Genomic DNA, 15,502 nt, shown 5'->3' on the forward strand with positions numbered 1-15,502 from the left:
CCGAAGAATGACATACCGTCCGGTCGGTCCCTAGAGTTGTGCACCAGTCTTTTCCGCCTGCTCCACCAGGCGGACCAGCTCCACCCGGGAGCGGACGCCGAGGGCGGCGAAGACGTTGCGCAGGTGATAGTCGACGGTGCGGGTGCTCACCGACAGGCTCAGGGCCACCTCACGGTTGGTGAGGCCCTGGGCGACACGGCGGGCGATGCGCAACTGCTGCGGGGTGAGCCGGTCCAGCCCCTCCGGCAGGACCCCGCCCGGGGCCCACGCGCCGCCTCCGCCCACCGCCGCGTCCGCTCCGGCCGTCCCCGCCGTCCCGGCCACGCCGTTCGCCCGCAGTTCGGCCGCCGCCTGCTGCGCCCACGGGCGAGCACCGCAGCGTTCGAAACCGAGCAGGGCGGCCCGCAGATGGCCGCGCGCCTCGCGCAGTCGGCGGCGTCTGCGCAACCACTTGCCGTACAGCAACTCGGTGCGGGCCCGCTCGAAGTCCCCGGCTGCCTCCCCGTGCCGCCGCAGGGCCTCCCGGTACAGCGCGTCGGCCGGCTCGGGCGGAGCCAGCAGGGCGCGGCAGCGCAGCAGTTGGGCCGGGGCCTGGCGGTCGGCGTCGCACGCCGCCCATCGCGCGAAGTCCTCGACCGCCTCCCGGGCCTCGTCCGGCTGCCCGGCCAGCGCGCACGCCTCCACGTAACACGGCACGGCGAGCATCCACACGGCGAAGTGCCCGCGCCCAGGGCCGGGCCGCACCAGCGGGCCGAGCCGCTCAGCGGCCTCGCGGGGACGGCCGTGGCCCAGATCGGCGCGGGCGGTGGCCCACTGAGCCAGCGTGGCGGCCTGCGCCAGCCCGTGCCGTCGGGCGGTGGCCAGCGCGGCGGTCACATGCTCGGTGACGGTGTGCGCCTCGCCCTCGATCGACGCCGCCAGGGCCAGCACGGCGTGGTGATGGGCGGCGGTGTTGCGCTGTCCGGTGCGGTACGCGCTGCCCAGGCCCTCCTCGGCATGGGCCCGCGCCGACGCGTGCCGTCCCGCCCGGAGTTCGCCGTAGGCCAGGAACTCCAGGGCCCGCGCCTCGTGCACGGCGGACCCGTCCGCGCGGGCCACCGCGAGCGCCCGCGCACCGGTCCGCCGCGCGGCGGTGGTGTCACCGAGCAGCAGGGCCGCGGAGGCCGCTCGCAAGAGCGTGTCGGGGTCGTGTGGCGGGGACGGGAACCACCGGGAGGCGTCGGCCGTGCGGGGGCGCCGGTCGGGGGCGTGTGTGCTGCGTGGTTGTCGAGGGTGATCGGCCGTGGGGGGTGGATGCTGTTCGGCCGTGGAGGGGGGAGGCTGTTCGGCCGTGGGGGGCGGAGGCTGTTGGGCGCGGACTGCGGTAGGCGCCTGCCTGGGGCCGTCACCGGCCGTGTGCGGCTCTTCGTGGTGGTTGTGGGGGGTGCGCGGAAGCCGGTGAAGGTGGTCCTCGGCCTTGTGCGCGCAACGGTCCTGGTCGGCATCGGCTGCGTGCGCGGAACGGTCGAGGCGATCCTCCGCCTTGTCCGCGCACCGGTCGAGGCCGAAGTCGGATGCTTGCGCGCACCGGTCCGGGCCGAAGTCGGCCGCGTGCGCGAACCGGTCCGGGTCGAAGTCGGCCGCTTGTGCGAACCGGTCACGTTCGGCCGTCGTCCACGCGCGGTCCACCACCCGCCGCAAGGGTGCGGTGGCCAGGTCGAAGCGGCCTTGCAGGACCGCCCGCATGCCCGCCATGTGGTCGCGCAGGGCCGGGGACGGTACGGCGGTGCCAACCGGCTCCCCCGTGAGGCGGCGGCCGGCGAACGGGCGAAGGCCCCCGGACGGCCGCCCCCCGCCACCCGGACCGTCCGCGTGTCCCGCACTGTGAGCGCCGGACCAGGAGGAGTCCCGGTCCGGGCTCTCCCCCGCCAGCGCGCGCAGGCACGCCGAAAGGTCGCCCGACGACCAGGCGGCGGCCGCGGCGGCCAGGGCGGCCTCGGCGGACCGCTCGGGGTCGTGCGGAGCGAACAGCTCCGCTGCGAGCAGCAAGGTCTCGCGGGCGTCGTCGACGGGGCCGTCCCACCGCAGCACCGTTCCTCGCAGCAGCTCGGCACGTGCGCGAACGGTCGACGGCGCCGGGCGGCCGCGGGCCGTGTCGAGCAGCCGCAGAGCCCGGTCGGACTGCCCGGCCAGCAGCGCCTGTTCGGCGGCGGCGGTGTACCACCGGACCTGCTGAGCGCTGTCCGGGGTGAGGTCGGCGGCGCGGGTGAGGGCCGTGCAGCGCAGTATGGGCGACACCGCCGGATCCGCCCGGGCCGTGGCGGCGGCGAGGTCGGACGCCGGCGACGGAGCCGGAGCCGTGGCGGCCCACGAGCGGTGCAGCAGTGCCATGACGCCGCGTGCGTCGGGTAGCGCACGGGCCAGCGCGTCGTGGGCGGCACGGCGCCGCTCGGCCGGCGCTTCCGCGTACACCGTGCGGCACAGCAATGCGCTGCGGAAACCGATCCGGCCGTCGCGAGCACGGAGCAGCTCGGGCAGCGGGGCGTCCTGCGCCGGGAACCGGCTGTCCCCGAGGTCGCCGCGGTCCCCGAGGTCACCACAGGCACCGCGGTCCCCGCTGTCACCGCAGTGCCCGCTGTCACCGCCGCCGTGCACAGCGGGGCGCGGCCCGTACGGCGACACCCGACGCGCATCACGCCGTACCCCGGAGCTGTCGAACCGCTGGGACGGCGGGCCGGAGTTGGGCGCGGAACGGTTCTCGTCGGCGAGTGGCCGCGGCGATGGCCCGAAGCCGGAGGACACTCCCTCGGAAAGCCGCGCGGCTGCGCGCCGCGCGAGGTCGGCGTCGACGGTGGTCTCGCCCGTCACCTGTAAGGCAGCGGCGGTCACCAGGAGGAGGTCGCGTTGCCCGGGAAGCGTCCCGGTGAGGTGGCCGCCGGCCAGCGCGGTCAGCGTCTCGGCGTCGACCACGGGTCGCGGCAGGGGTGCGAGCCCGCGCAGCTGGGCCGATGTCAGGCGGTGGAAGACCCGCAGCAGGAGGCCCGGGTTGCCTTCCGCCGCGGCTGAGATCTCGTCGCGCACCCCGGGATCGATCCCGCCCTGTGCGAGGTCGTCCAGCAGGGCGGCGGAGTCCGGCGGTGGCAGGGGGGCCAGGCGCAGCAGCGGCAGGCCGGCGAACTCCGGATCCGGGGGGCGGTGTCCGGCGACGGTGAACAGCAGGGCGACACGGCCCCCGTCGGGTAGCTGAGCGGCGAGTCGGCCGAGTGCGGACCGGGAGGGTGCGTCCCACAGGTGGGCGTCGTCGACGCACAGGAGAACGGTCCGGTGCGCGGCCGTGGACGGCCGCAGCGCACCGACGAGTTGCGGCACCTGGTCGGCCTCGGCCACGACGGTCGTCCCGGCCGCGTGGCACAACGAGCGGATCCCGGCCAGCGGCTCCCGGAACTCCCCGGCGCCGGCGCGCACGGTCACGACGGGCCCGGCGGTGAACGTGCGGGCGACGTGGGTGAGGAGGGCCGAGCGACCGCTTCCCGGCTCGCCGGTCACGGCGCAGGAGCCGCCGCGACGCAGCCGGTCCGACAACGCGGCCATCACGTGCCGCTGCGGACCCGGCCGGTACCGCGGTGAGGCGAGTCCCAGGGGCGTCTGTCCGGTCATTCCCACGACCTTACTGACGCGTAAGGAAGCGTGGAAGGCGTGCGTCCGGGCTTCCCGCTCCAGGCTTCGGGGACGTCACCTGCGCATTCCGTGGAGGCCGCCGGGGAACGGCTTGTGCCGTGGCACACCGCGCGCCGCTGCGGGCGGTGCTCCGGCACAACGCCGGCGGCGGTCGCCGTCACGGGCGACCGCCGCCGGGTCATGGACGGGCGGTCCATGCACAGTACGAGCACTCGGTCAGCCGGTGTGCGGGCAGTTGCCCCGGTACTCCTCGATGGTGAGGCTCGGCCGCGGCAGCGGGCACAGGAACTGCTCGTAGCGGGTGTCGTTGTCGATGAACCGCTTCAGCCAGGAGATGCTGTACTTCGCGATCGTCGTGTTCGAGGTGTTGGGCGTGAAGTGGGTGGCGCCGTTCAGCTCCAGGTACGCGCGGTCGAGGGAGCTGGGGAGAGTGGTGTAGAAGGGTTCGGCGTGTGTCGCGACGGGAGCGATCGTGTCGCCGTCGGCTCCGAAGATCAGGGTGGGTGTCTTGATCTCGGGCCAGGTCTTGTCGAGGTTCCACGGGGTCAGCGGGATCGCCGCCTGCAGCGAGGGACGCGACTTCGCGGCCTCCAGACTGCCGCCACCGCCCATCGAGTGGCCCATCACGCCGAGACGGGTGGAGTCGACGCGGCCGCGGACCGAGCTGCTCTTCGTCAGATAGTCGAGCGCGGCGAGCAGTTGGTTCCCCCGGGAGTCCGGTTGGTCCAGCGTGGTGAGCGTGTCGATCGTGAAGACCACGAACCCTTGCGACGCCAGACGCGGGCCCAGCCAGGAGATGGAGGACTGGGTGCCGGTGTAGCCGGGTGAGACGGCCACGGCCCCGAAGGTGCCGTCGGCGGTGCTGGTCGGGTAGTAGATGGTGCCTCCGCCGAATCCGCTGACGGCGAGCCTGGAGACGGTGGTCTCCGACACCGCGTACGGCCCGCGGAGCGCCTCGATGCTCGATTCGGTCGGCGCGGGACCGCGCTCGAAGGGGTTGTCCGCGCCGTGGGCCGCCGGTCCGCCGAGTGTGGTCAGGGCGAACACGGCGCTGACGGCGGCGGCGAGGGCCGCGAGCCGTCCCGTACGGGGACCACGACGGCTGGTGCGCGGGTCACGAAGGGCCGGGTGCGGAGGGTGGACCGGTGACGTGGTGCTGGTGTGGGGCTGCGGCACGACGAGTCGTCCTCTCTGTCGCGGCGAGCTGCCCGTTCGGCCCCGCCGGCACGCACACGCGTCCGACGGCCGAAGGACACCGCCATGGGGCTGGCGGTGTCACTGTCGACGGTCGGGGGGCATGACGGGACCGGCAATGTCACCGGTCTCGTGAACGACGCGTCCGGCGGGCCGCGCCCGCCCGACGGGGTCTGCTGCCGATGGGCACACCCAGCTGCCCGGCGACCGCCATCCCCCGCCCGGCCCACCGGCCCGGCCCGAGCGCCGCCCCGGGATCTTCTCCGCCTCGTCGAAGCCGGTGAGCGAAACGCCCCTAGGGATGCGGGCGTTGAGGTGGAGCAGGGGCCCAGGGTGCCGACGCCTTCCTTCCGCTGGCCGGCGGCCTGATCTGCTGGCGGCGCCTCAAAAGGAACCACTCGTGAACGTGTTGCGAGCTCTGAACCGGCAAGCGCCCAAGGGGTGTGTCGTGAGAGGGTGTGGTGCGATCCAGGGCGGGAGGAGATGTGGGGCTGGTCTACGGCTACGACATCTATCTGCGTCCTCGGAATGTCGCCAGGGCATTGGCCAATCTGGCCGAGCTGGCGCCACCGGCCCGTGCCGTGCCGCCGCTTGAGGTCACCTTGCCCGGCGGTGAGCGGCTCGTCCTCCCCTTCACGTCCCGTTTCAGGAGCGAGCCGGTCGACTGCTCCACGAGCAGTACGCTGGACCTCGACACCTCTCTCATGTTCGACGTCGATGACGCACTGCGTGAGTTTGCGCAGACGGACGGTCCTGAATCCGAGGCGGACGGGCGCATCCAGATCGGGTACATCTACGCGACGATCCGGTTCGAGTCCCTTCTGCACCCTGGCTGCACGTCGTTGGAGTGCTGGGCAGCGACGTCGGGGATGAGCCGCTTGTTTGCGCGGTCGGCCGACATCCGCAAGGCGTTCACCGACCTCACCGCCGACAGCGGAGGAGTGTGCTGCCTGTTCGACACTGGCGACGGTGCCCCCGAGCAGGTGTGTCGGCTCAACGGTGAACCCACCCAGGAGATGCTCTCCGGTCCCCGCTTTCCAGATCAGCGAGCACTTGTGGCGACTTGGCCCGACTCCGAGAAGTGAGCATCGGTGCTCCCTCTCTGAGGCCAAGAGGTGATGTTACGACCTTTCAGCACTGCTCCGTCTGTACTGCTACGGCGTTGGGCCTGGAGCGGCTCGGGCGACAGGTCGTCAGGGACATGGTGCTGAGGATGGTGAAGCGCGACGGCCGTCAGATCCGTGGCGGCCGCCGCTGACGGTCAAGACGGTGCTGGTGACGGCCGTGCCGTGTTGCCCGTCGCGGCCGGCCTTGCGCCAGTGGCGCCTCAGAGCGTCTTGGTCTGTCCTCCGTCGATGAGGATCTCGGTACCGGTGATGTTGGCGGCCAGTGGTGAGGCCAGGAAGATGGCGAGGTCGGCGACTTCCTGCGGTTCGGTGATCCGGCCCGTGCTGATGCCCATGCTCTGTGGCACCACCACGTCGAGCGCCTCCTGGGCCGTGGTGCCGGCGGCCGCCGCCGTGGCATCGGCGAAGCCGCCCGGCGCCGTCCAGAAGGGCGTGCGGACCGGTCCGGGGGAGATCGCGTTGACGCGGACGCCGCGTGGTGCGAACTCCTCGGACAGGGACTTGTTGAGGTTGGTCAGCGCGGCCTTGGCGGCTGAGTAGTCCACGACCATCGGGAAGGGGAGCCGTGCGTTGATCGAGCTGATGTTGACGATCGCCGCGCCGTCGGCCCTCATGAGGTGGGGCAGCGCGGCGCGACTGGTGCGCACGGCGCTGAAGAAGGTCAGATCGAAGATCCGTCGCCACTCCGCGTCGTCGATCTCCAGGAATCCGTTGCGCGGCTCGCCGGCGCCGAGGTTGTTGACGAGGATGTCGATCCGGTGGTGCCGTTCCGTGGCGTGCCGGACCAGGGTTTCGGCTCCCTCGGCGGTGGAGAGGTCGACCTGGACGACGGTGACGTCGTAGGTGTCGCGCAGCGCGTCGAGTTCGGGCGTGGAGGTGCGGCTTCCGGCGACGACGCGGACGCCCTCGCGGCTCAGTGCCTCGACGACGGCCAGGCCGATGCCCTTGCTCGCCCCGGTGACGACGGCGACCTTGTCCTTCAGATGCAGTTCCATGACGACATCCTTTTCTGGATTGATTGTTAAAGTATGAGTGCAGGGGTGGACGTCGGCGGCGCGTTGAGCGCCACCGGGGTGACGATATGGTGCAGAAGCGGCGGACCTAGTCCAGGACGCGCATGGCCGTGTCGAGGGCGTCCTGCGTGAAGGGCCGGCCGAGACGCGCCTGGCCGACGACGCGGAGTCCCTGGACGAAGGTGGTCAGGAAGCGGGCCAACTCCACGGGATTCTTGTCGGCCGACAGTTCACCCCGCACCTTCGCTCGCTCCAGGGCCCCCGCCAGGGCCGACTCGACGTGCCGCAGGGCGGCAGCGACGCGCTCCACGGTGGCAGGATCGTCGCCGCGCTCGGTGGCGGCACTGACCACGAGGCAGCCTCGGGACGGGTCGGTCAGGTCCGCTTCGATCATGCCCATGAGGACCTGGCGCACCGCGGGCCGGATCTCGGTCGCGTTCTCCAGGCTTTCCACGAGAGCCCCGGCCTGCAGCGCGCAGTAGCGTTCCAGGGCCCTGGCGTAAAGCTGCTCCTTCGATCCGAACGCCGCGTAGAGGCTGCCACTGCCTATCGCCAGTTCCTTGAGGAGGTCCTGCAGGGATGTGTCGGCGTAGCCGCGGCGCCAGAACAGGTCCATCGCGCGGTCGATGGCCTGATCTGCGTCGAACTCCCTGGTGCGGCCCATACCCACACTGTACAACCTTTTCTGGATCGGTCAATCCAATATGCGTGGTTCTCACCAGGCACACCACGCGGACACTCCGCGACAACCGGGACCGTACGGTGTCGATGCCACTCGAAGACGCCGGCTCCCGCTCGATGGCCCCGCCCTTCAGCGGGGCCACCGCCGCAGAGAGGCCATCTCATGTGGCGAGCCTGCGGTTACAGATGACCGGGCAGGCGGCAATGCTGGTCGCACCCGCTCAGCCGAACGACGTGTTCCGTGTCACCGCGCGTGCTTCGGTGAGGGCTCGCTGCCTGAGGTCGCCGCCGAACAGCTGAATCGTGGCCGCGGCCAGGATGTCATCCCTGCCGATGGTCCGCTCGTCCCCTCTGCGGGTGGACAGGGCCGGGAGGGCAGGGAGGGGGCCCTTGAAGAACGGGGGCGGGGCTGGTTCGCCCGACATCACTGGGGCGACCGTACCAAAGCGTTTGACCCCGCCCTCGCGGACGACCATGGCCGCGTCCCGGGCGAGGTCCGTCAGGAACACGCTCGCGATCCCGTCCAGGTCGCGGACCATCTGTGGGACGGCCGTCGCTCCCTGGTTCCGCAGCAGCTTCTTGACCCCGGCCTCGAACCTGTGGGCGCCGACCACAGCACTCGGTTTGCGCGACCTGCTGCGCCTACGAGGAGACACGACGATGCCCTCGGCGTCGTACAGGACACCGGTCAGGCCTTGGAACGTCGGACTGTGGTCGTACCACTTGTTCCCCACCTCCAGTTCGACGTTCCGGTCGATCGCCGAGAGAAGGTCAGCGGGAATCAGCTTCTTCCGGGCCTCCTCCGCCGCCGCTCTCCGCGCGCCGTCGATGATCTCCGTGAGCACTGTCCGCGTCACCGACGCGGCGGCCCACGCGGCCGACTGAGAGACGTGCATCGAAGTCACGTCCCTGAACACCGCTTTGACGAGAGAAGGCTTGAACGGCGAGACATCCATGACCGAAGCGGTCCCGGGTCCGCTGTGCTCAGGGCGTGCGGGCTGTGTGGTCATCCGAAGAAACGCTCCCTGCTGTCGGAGTTGTCATAGGCCCACACTTCACCACACAGACCGCTCTCTTCCCCATCCTCCGTCGAAGCGGCACCCGGTCGAGGGCCTGACGGGCACATCCCGACAGTCGGACCAATGATCAGCCACCTCCCGGACGCCCTCGTACCGTGGCACCTGGGTCCCCCGTCCGGCTGCACCCCGTTCTCCCCAGCCCCTGCCACCGATGAGGAGCGGCCGTGAAGCGCACGCAGCACGACCATGGCGCTCGTGGTTGGCTGCGCCGGCGGCTGGCACGCAGCGGCTGCCGCACTGGGTACTGCCGCTGCCGCCCACTGGCCCGGGCGGTCGCGGCAAGCGTGCGGCCGGTGCCGGGGGCTCATCGCGGCCGCGGCGGTCGGCGCCACGGGCTGCGGGCGGTGGCAGCACGAGGCCCGCGTCCCGGAAGCAAGTTGAGCGCATCTCCGGGCGCGGGCCCTGGGAGCGGATCCGGTGCCGGGCCGGCGGCATGACACCACAACAGGTGTCCGGTGCCCTCGATCCTTGGGAGAGTCCCCGTAGCCGTCACTGTCTGCTGTGGATCTCCCCTGGCTTCGCCGTTCCTGTCGCAGTGGGCAGTTTGGGGCGGCTCAGCTCGGCTCAGACGGTTACTTGATGTAGACGAGGCCGTCAGTGGTGATGGTGGGGCGGCCGCTGGTGCCCACGACGACGATCTTGATCGTGTGCTTGGCGCTGCTGGACCAGCTCTTGGTCCAGATCGCCTGCCGGTACAGGGTCGTTGCCGACTTGAGGTCGACAGTGGCCACCTTGGTGCCGTCGACGTAGACGTACGCCTGGCCCGAGCTGGAGGCCCGGGACACCACCCAGGCCGCGGAGCGGCCGGTGAAGGTCCAGGTGAGGCCGGCGCCCTTGGAGGCGCTGGAGTAGGACTTGCCGCCGAGGTAGCTGGTGGAGGACCGGGTGGTCCAACTGCCGGTCTTCGTGGCGGAGCTCTCCTGCAGGATCACCGGGGTGTAGGCCGGGGAGGACGTGCGGTAGTTGCCGGCGTAGTCGTAGGCGCGCATCGACCAGGTCGTGGCGGTCCCCGAGTTGGCGGTGCGGCTGGAGCTTGTGGTGGTCGGGCCGAACGTCGCCGTGGTCGGGGACAGCAGCCTCACACTCTGCAGCGCCTTGTCGTCGGTGGCCTTCCAACCGAGGGTGACCGGCACGGCGGAGGTGTTGACGGTGCCGGAACGCAGGGAGAGGTTCGGGGTGGTGGTGAAGGTCGGTGCGGTCGTCTCCGCCACGACGTTCAGCGCGGAGCTGGTCGCGGCCTTGCCGGACTGGTGTACGGCCCGCACGGCGATGGTGTGGCTGCCCAGGGGCAGGGTGGCACCGACGGAGGTGGCGGTGCCGGAGGTGGTGGCCACGGTCTTGCCGTCGACGAGCAGTTGGAAGTTCTTGATGAGCGCGGCAGGTGTGGTGGCTGTCCAGTGCGCGGTGATCGCGCCCTTGGTGTAGTAGGTCGATCCGGACGCGGTCGCGCCGCCCGGTGACGTGATCTTCAGGCCCTGTACCGGTCCGGCCGCCCAGGCCCGGATGGTCGGCAGCTGGGGGTAGAGGGAGTTGCCGGGGCATTGGGTGTTGTAGCCGTCGCGGTGGCCGGAGATCCGCTGGAAGGTGTAGGCGCTTCCTGCGGTGAAACCGGTGCCGAAGTAGTTCTTCTGGGTGGCGCCTGCGGTGAGCTGGGTGGTCCCGGCCGGGTCGGCGCCGTACTGGCCCAGCTTCCAGGCCGCCAGACGGGCGATCGAGGCCAGCGCGGCGTTGGAGGCGCTGGTGGTGGTGTAGTCCCCGAGGACTGCGATGCCCGCGGCCTCCCGGTTCCAGCCGTAGGTGTGGGCGCCCAGCACGGGCAGTCCTACGCCGCCTTTGCGGCCCTCGAAGATGGTGCCGCACTTGTCGACGAGGAAGTTGTAGCCGATGTCGTTCCAGCCCTCGACCTGTACGTGGTAGGCGTAGATGCTCCGCACGATCGACGGGGAGTCGGTGCAGGAGTAGTCGTTGGCGCCGTCGGTGTGATGGACGAACACGGCTTTCACGTCCGCGTTGTACTCCGGCGCCTGCGGGCTGATCGACTCGTCCGCGCCCCAGCCGGCGCGGTCGACGATCGGCGGCTCGGGCACCGTGGACGGCGGCGCGGTCGGCCCGGTGGGCGATGGGCCGGCGGAGGCGCTCCCGGTGACGGAGGCGCTCGCCGTGGCGGAAGCGGAGGCGGAGCTCGGGTCGGTGGGAGCGGTCGGGGCCGGGGACGTGGCGGTCTGGCCATCCGTCGGCGTCACGGCGGTGCCGTCGCCGGGAGAGGCAGGATCGGCGGGTGTGCTGCTGCTCGTGGCGTCGGGGCTTCCCTCTGCGACGAACGCGGCCGACTCGCTGCCGGGCGCCTTGGCCTCGGCGTCGGTCACCACACCCGGATCGACCAGGTTGACCTGGAGTCCCTTGGGCAGGGGGGCGGTCGTGCCGTTCTTGCGGACGACCTGTACCTGAACACCGTTGGAGGATCCGACCCACAACGGCTCGGACGCGCCGCGCACGCGGCGCCCCGGCTTCTCCAGCGGATCCACGTCCAGTTCCAGGTCGTGCCAGGCGCTCCACTCCCCGGTCGCCGTGCTGCGGGTGCGCACCTGTGCCGTGCCGTGCAACCGCGTGGTGGCACCCGTCCAGGAGACGCCGAGCATCGAGAACTGCGAGGTGTCCGTGCGCGCCAGGTCCTGACGGTCGGCGGCGGTGCCTTTCAGCGCGAGGTCATAGACCCTGACCGGCCGCTTGGCCCGGCCAGTGGCGCCGGGATCGGCCGACGGGCTGGCGACGGCGTAGGTCACCACCCCTCCTCCTCCCAGAACCACGGCGCCCAGCGTCAGCCACACCCGGCGTTTCAGGTTCAGCGGTCTGTACGCATGCGACGTACGACGGCTCACGACGTATCCACCCCACACAAGGCCCGCAAAGGGCCGTAGAAGAACACAGGAAGCACACCCGTCACATGGGCGGCTCATCCGTCCAGCGCACCCCGGCCGTCAAACATCACGGGCCCCGAGGGCGATGTGGTGTGGATCACTGTGACTCGTGTGGGTGCCACCAACGGCCGGTCGGGCTGGACGTCAAGAGGCTGCGGCGTCGGTGTCTGCGCGAGGTCGGCTCCACTGGGCGTACCCAGGGCGGTACTGCGCGGCGCAATGGTGTCCGCGAGGCCGAGACCGGTGCCGCGCACGGGGGGTACAAGGGGAGGCCACCGCCACGGCGTACACGGCGTACGGCGTACACGGCTGGGACGCCGGTGATGCTGCCCACCGGTTGCAGAGCCGCCTCGTCGGCGAAGATGACCGTGCTGCGGAGGCAGGGCTGCAACTCGCTGACGAGGGGCGTATGTCGGGTGGAGGACGCGGGCCTCGCGATGGTCAGCTGGGTGCCGGTCTCGGCCGCATCGCGCGCGGCGGCGGCGAGGAGCATCTCCCGATCGCCGCAGCCGGTGTCGTTGGTGACGCGTCACGGACCTCGGCGAACCGTTGCGGGCGGCCGCGGAGCCCTGCAGCGGAGGCCCGCCGGGCCGTCGTGTACGTGGCCGAGCCTGCCATGGCTGCGAGGTAGCCGCCCGGCGGCCGGTCCCGACCTGGCGCGTACTGACCCTGGTGCGCTGCGGCAGCCCGTACAGACGTGGTGTGAGGCAGCCGTCAGCTGCCCGTGCGTCGCTGCCCCGTTTCGACCTCGTCCGGCGCCTGCCCGTCCCGGTCCTGTTGGCGCAGTCGTATCTCGACGTGGCCGTCGGTGATCCGGGTGTCGAAGGACGGCTGGGGTGCGGTGGCCGGGCCGCGGACGTTCCAGCCGTCCGAGAGCCGGAAGACGCTGCCGTGCCAGGGGCACTGGACGCATCCGTCGCTGATCGTGCCTTCGGAGAGCGGTCCGGCAAGGTGGCTGCAGCGCTCGGCCAGGGCGTGGATCTGCCCTCCGGTTTCCCGGACGACCAGGACCGGAACGTCGTCCACGCTGCGCCGTACCGGCCGGTCGACCGGGAACTCGGTCACGGATCCGATCCGGTGCCAGCCCTGAGTGACGACGTGCGGGACCTCTTCGGCGTGGTTGGCGCCGGATGCCTGGCGGTAGGCCAGGTGGCCGCCCAGCATGCCGCCGAGCGCAACCGCCGTCAGTCCCAGGAAGCCATAGCCCCGGCCTGCTGCGTGCCGTCCTCGGACGCGGCTGGTGAGCGAGGCGGCGTACAGACCGACGGCCGCCGAGTTCGCGAGGGCGTGCACCAGTCCGACACGCTGCTGTTGGCGGTGCAGTTCCGCCCAGTCGACCCAGCCCGCCAGAGCCGCTGGTGCGGCCGAGGCCAGTCCGACGCCGACCAGGAGGCCCGCCTCGCGGGAGCGGCCGGGGTACAGGTCCAGTACCGCCGCCGACAACCAGCTGCCGATCGGCACCTGCACCATCAGCGGATGTACCGGGTGGCCCAGCCACCTGCCGTGCAGGAGATCCCGCCCGTCGCCGAGCGGCAGGGCCTGCACCCCCTTGCGGAGCGTAGCGATCAGCGCGTCGGCCCTGGGCTCCCGCTCCAGGCGGTCCAGCAGCCACAGGAGGCGGTTCTGCCGCGTCCGCGGGCGGCGGCGTGGCGTAGTACTCATGGTCAGCCGGGTCCCCACCTGCTCAGACGGCAAACTGGTGCAAGGAGCGCCGGTGGGGGTCCACGGTCGGCCGCCCGGCCGCATCACCGCGCCCGCAGCCGTCCTGCTTTCCTTGAACAGCGCCTAGGCCCGCGGCGCCTCCGGCCCTTGTTGATCACCGTGCCGCGAGAGAATCTGTCGACGGCGCCGGCGAACGCACCGAGGACACGAATCTTCCTCTGGTCCGCCGCTGACCCGAATGGTCCGCCGGTGATCCGAACGAGAGTGCTTGATCTAGATCGGATGCTCTCTCAGCGCCTTGCGCCGGTCCCCGAGGAGTGAGAAGGCGACGGCGGCGAAGTAGAGCGCCCAGATCGGCGCGGCCAGCGCCAGCATGGTCAGGGGGTCCGTGCTCGGCGTCGCCACGGCCGAGAAGACCGTGATGCCCACGACCATGGCGCGCCATCGGCCGAGCATCCGCCGGCCTGACAGCGCTCCGGTGAGGTTCAGCATCACCAGCAGCAGCGGCATCTCGAAGGCGAGACCGAAGACGACCACCATGCGGGTGACGAGGTCGAGGAGATCGTCCAGCGGCAGCAGGTTGTTCACCCCGTGCGGTGTGAGGCCGATCAACACCCTCGCGGTCCTGGGCAGCACCTGGTAGGCGAAGAAGGCGCCGCCGAGGAACAGCGGGACGCCCGTTCCGACGAACGCGTAGGCGTATCTCCGCTCACGCTTGTGCAGGCCGGGGGCGACGAACGCCCACAGTTGGTAAAGCCATACCGGAGAGGCCAGCACGACACCGCCGACCAGCGAGACCTTCAGCGCCAGGGTGAAGGGCGCGAGCAGGCCGTTGATCGTGATGTGGGCGCAGGTGGTGTGCGTGGGCCGTCTGGCCAGAGCGGCGAAGGAGGTCGGGCAGCCGACCGATGCCAGTACCGGCCTGGTGAGGAAGTTGATGATCCCCTTGTAGGAGAAGGCCGCGGCGACCGTGAGGACCAGGATGGCGAGGACGGCCTTGGCGAGCCGGTTGCGGAGCTCACGAAGGTGCTCCGCGAGCGGCATCCGCCCTTCGGGGTCCTTCTCCTTGTCGCGGACCGACTGGGGCATGCCATGTCCTCTTCTCGTGCGGCGGACCGGTCGCCAACGGTCTCGGGCAGTCCCCCGCGCGGACGGACCGGCAGCCCGGGAGGGCCGGGAGCGGGGAATGCCGGGACCGGGTGGGCCGGGAGTGGGGTGGGCCGGGACCGGGGAAGGCCGCGAGCGGGGAAGGCCGGGCTCAGGCATGGTGGCCGGTCGTGCCCTCCGTGGGCGTGGTGCGGGCGGTGGCGGCGTCCGTGGGAGCGTCCGGGGGCGTCCGCGGTTCCGGTGCGGACCCCGGCTCGGGGCGTGCCTCGTCCGAGGCGCCGTCGTCCTGCATCGCCTTGGTCTCGCTCTTGAGGATCCGCATGGACCTGCCCAGCGCCCGGGCGGTGTCGGGCAGCTTCTTGGAGCCGAAGATCATGATCACCACCGCGACCAGGACCAGCAGGTGCCAGGGCTCCAGCGCGTTGCGGAACATCGTCACACCGCCCTTTCGAACGCGTCGGCGCCGATACCGCGTGACCGCTCCTGCTGCCGGTCGGCTCCTTCCCGCACGACTGTCGGGCGGGGAAGGTGGGGTGAGTGGGGTTGGCCGGCTGGCGCGGAGCCGTGCCAGGTGTCGCAGTCGTTGCTGGTCATGTTTCCTTCTTCCGGTCGGGTTGGAGCCTGCTCCTGGCCGGTTGGGGCCGGTTCAGGTTCCGGGGTGTCCGGCAGCCGTCCAGGCTGCGTACTCCTGGCGTACGTAGAGGCGGCGGCTGCGGGCGAGCGTGATCGCGTCCGGATGGTGCGGACCGGCCACCAGGTCGGGGTGCCTGCGATCGTGCAGGACGAGTTGTTCGGCGGTTTCCGCGGCGGCCGCGACCGCGCCGGGACCGGGGGCGACGGAGGCCAGTCGGTCCATGAGGGCGGCCCGGCGCAGCAATCGGGCGCGTTCGGCGGCCGTCGCATCGGCCGGGGAACCGGCGCCGGGCCCCGGCCGGCGGCCGTCGCGCTCGGCCTCAAGTGCGAGCACTCGGTGCATCTCGCGACGCAGGCCCGGTGCATTGGCGTACGCCTCGTGCAGGGGCGGGACGTCGATGCCCTCACCGTTGTCCGGGGTGATGTCCATG

At 71.5% G+C, this 15,502-nt stretch carries 11 protein-coding genes; 1 reads left to right on the forward strand and 10 read right to left on the reverse strand.

Features of this window, described 5'->3' with window-relative positions:
* Positions 1 to 30 precede the first annotated feature (30 nt).
* The gene (locus ACH4LD_RS25995) at positions 31 to 3,636 is read right to left on the reverse strand and encodes a LuxR C-terminal-related transcriptional regulator (protein WP_398056776.1); all 3,606 of its coding nucleotides are present in this window, start codon (positions 3,634 to 3,636) and stop codon (positions 31 to 33) included.
* A 237-nt stretch (positions 3,637 to 3,873) separates the two neighbouring features.
* Complete coding sequence (locus ACH4LD_RS26000; RefSeq protein ID WP_398056775.1) at positions 3,874 to 4,833, reverse strand: dienelactone hydrolase family protein; 960 nt, start codon at positions 4,831 to 4,833, stop codon at positions 3,874 to 3,876.
* A gap of 503 nt (positions 4,834 to 5,336) precedes the next feature.
* Between ACH4LD_RS26000 and ACH4LD_RS26005 the strand changes: the two genes are divergently transcribed.
* Positions 5,337 to 5,936 (forward strand): hypothetical protein, encoded by a 600-nt coding sequence (locus tag ACH4LD_RS26005; RefSeq protein ID WP_398056774.1) that lies wholly within the window; start codon positions 5,337 to 5,339, stop codon positions 5,934 to 5,936.
* Positions 5,937 to 6,178: 242 nt separating this feature from the next.
* On the opposite strand, the gene ACH4LD_RS26010 is transcribed toward ACH4LD_RS26005, so the two are convergent.
* The 8 genes from ACH4LD_RS26010 to ACH4LD_RS26045 all read right to left on the reverse strand — a co-directional run bounded on the left by ACH4LD_RS26010 (position 6,179) and on the right by ACH4LD_RS26045 (position 15,501).
* Positions 6,179 to 6,973: an SDR family NAD(P)-dependent oxidoreductase gene (locus tag ACH4LD_RS26010; RefSeq protein WP_398056773.1), complete on the reverse strand. Its 795-nt coding sequence runs from the start codon at positions 6,971 to 6,973 to the stop codon at positions 6,179 to 6,181.
* Between the two features lie 106 nt (positions 6,974 to 7,079).
* Positions 7,080 to 7,655 (reverse strand): TetR/AcrR family transcriptional regulator, encoded by a 576-nt coding sequence (locus ACH4LD_RS26015; RefSeq protein WP_398056772.1) that lies wholly within the window; start codon positions 7,653 to 7,655, stop codon positions 7,080 to 7,082.
* Between the two features lie 238 nt (positions 7,656 to 7,893).
* Complete coding sequence (locus ACH4LD_RS26020; RefSeq protein ID WP_398056771.1) at positions 7,894 to 8,682, reverse strand: hypothetical protein; 789 nt, start codon at positions 8,680 to 8,682, stop codon at positions 7,894 to 7,896.
* Positions 8,683 to 9,323: 641 nt separating this feature from the next.
* Positions 9,324 to 11,591, reverse strand: coding sequence for an N-acetylmuramoyl-L-alanine amidase (locus ACH4LD_RS26025; protein ID WP_398056867.1), 2,268 nt, complete (start codon positions 11,589 to 11,591; stop codon positions 9,324 to 9,326).
* Positions 11,592 to 12,383: 792 nt separating this feature from the next.
* Positions 12,384 to 13,331, reverse strand: coding sequence for a Rieske 2Fe-2S domain-containing protein (locus ACH4LD_RS26030; RefSeq protein WP_398056770.1), 948 nt, complete (start codon positions 13,329 to 13,331; stop codon positions 12,384 to 12,386).
* 273 nt (positions 13,332 to 13,604) lie between these two features.
* Entirely contained in the window at positions 13,605 to 14,420 is an 816-nt protein-coding gene (gene tatC, locus ACH4LD_RS26035) for a twin-arginine translocase subunit TatC (RefSeq protein ID WP_398056769.1), read from the reverse strand.
* A gap of 169 nt (positions 14,421 to 14,589) precedes the next feature.
* Positions 14,590 to 14,871, reverse strand: a complete 282-nt coding sequence (gene tatA, locus ACH4LD_RS26040; RefSeq protein ID WP_398056768.1) for a Sec-independent protein translocase subunit TatA — start codon at positions 14,869 to 14,871, stop codon at positions 14,590 to 14,592.
* Positions 14,872 to 15,084: 213 nt separating this feature from the next.
* On the reverse strand, positions 15,085 to 15,501 hold the full coding sequence (locus tag ACH4LD_RS26045) for a hypothetical protein (protein ID WP_398056767.1): 417 nt from the start codon (positions 15,499 to 15,501) through the stop codon (positions 15,085 to 15,087).
* Position 15,502: the final 1 nt, after the last annotated feature.

This window comes from Streptomyces sp. NPDC017676 (assembly GCF_044329325.1).
Lineage (GTDB): Bacteria > Actinomycetota > Actinomycetes > Streptomycetales > Streptomycetaceae > Streptomyces.

Bases quoted from the DNA above. Each gene is read 5' to 3' on its own strand.
- ACH4LD_RS25995 (WP_398056776.1), bottom strand. From the start codon at position 3,636: ATGACCGGACAGACGCCCCTGGGACTCGCCTCACCGCGGTACCGGCCG.
- ACH4LD_RS26010 (WP_398056773.1), bottom strand. From the start codon at position 6,973: ATGGAACTGCATCTGAAGGACAAGGTCGCCGTCGTCACCGGGGCGAGC.
- ACH4LD_RS26015 (WP_398056772.1), bottom strand. From the start codon at position 7,655: ATGGGCCGCACCAGGGAGTTCGACGCAGATCAGGCCATCGACCGCGCG.
- ACH4LD_RS26020 (WP_398056771.1), bottom strand. From the start codon at position 8,682: ATGACCACACAGCCCGCACGCCCTGAGCACAGCGGACCCGGGACCGCT.
- ACH4LD_RS26030 (WP_398056770.1), bottom strand. From the start codon at position 13,331: ATGAGTACTACGCCACGCCGCCGCCCGCGGACGCGGCAGAACCGCCTC.
- tatC (WP_398056769.1), bottom strand. From the start codon at position 14,420: ATGCCCCAGTCGGTCCGCGACAAGGAGAAGGACCCCGAAGGGCGGATG.
- tatA (WP_398056768.1), bottom strand. From the start codon at position 14,871: ATGTTCCGCAACGCGCTGGAGCCCTGGCACCTGCTGGTCCTGGTCGCG.
- ACH4LD_RS26045 (WP_398056767.1), bottom strand. From the start codon at position 15,501: ATGGACATCACCCCGGACAACGGTGAGGGCATCGACGTCCCGCCCCTG.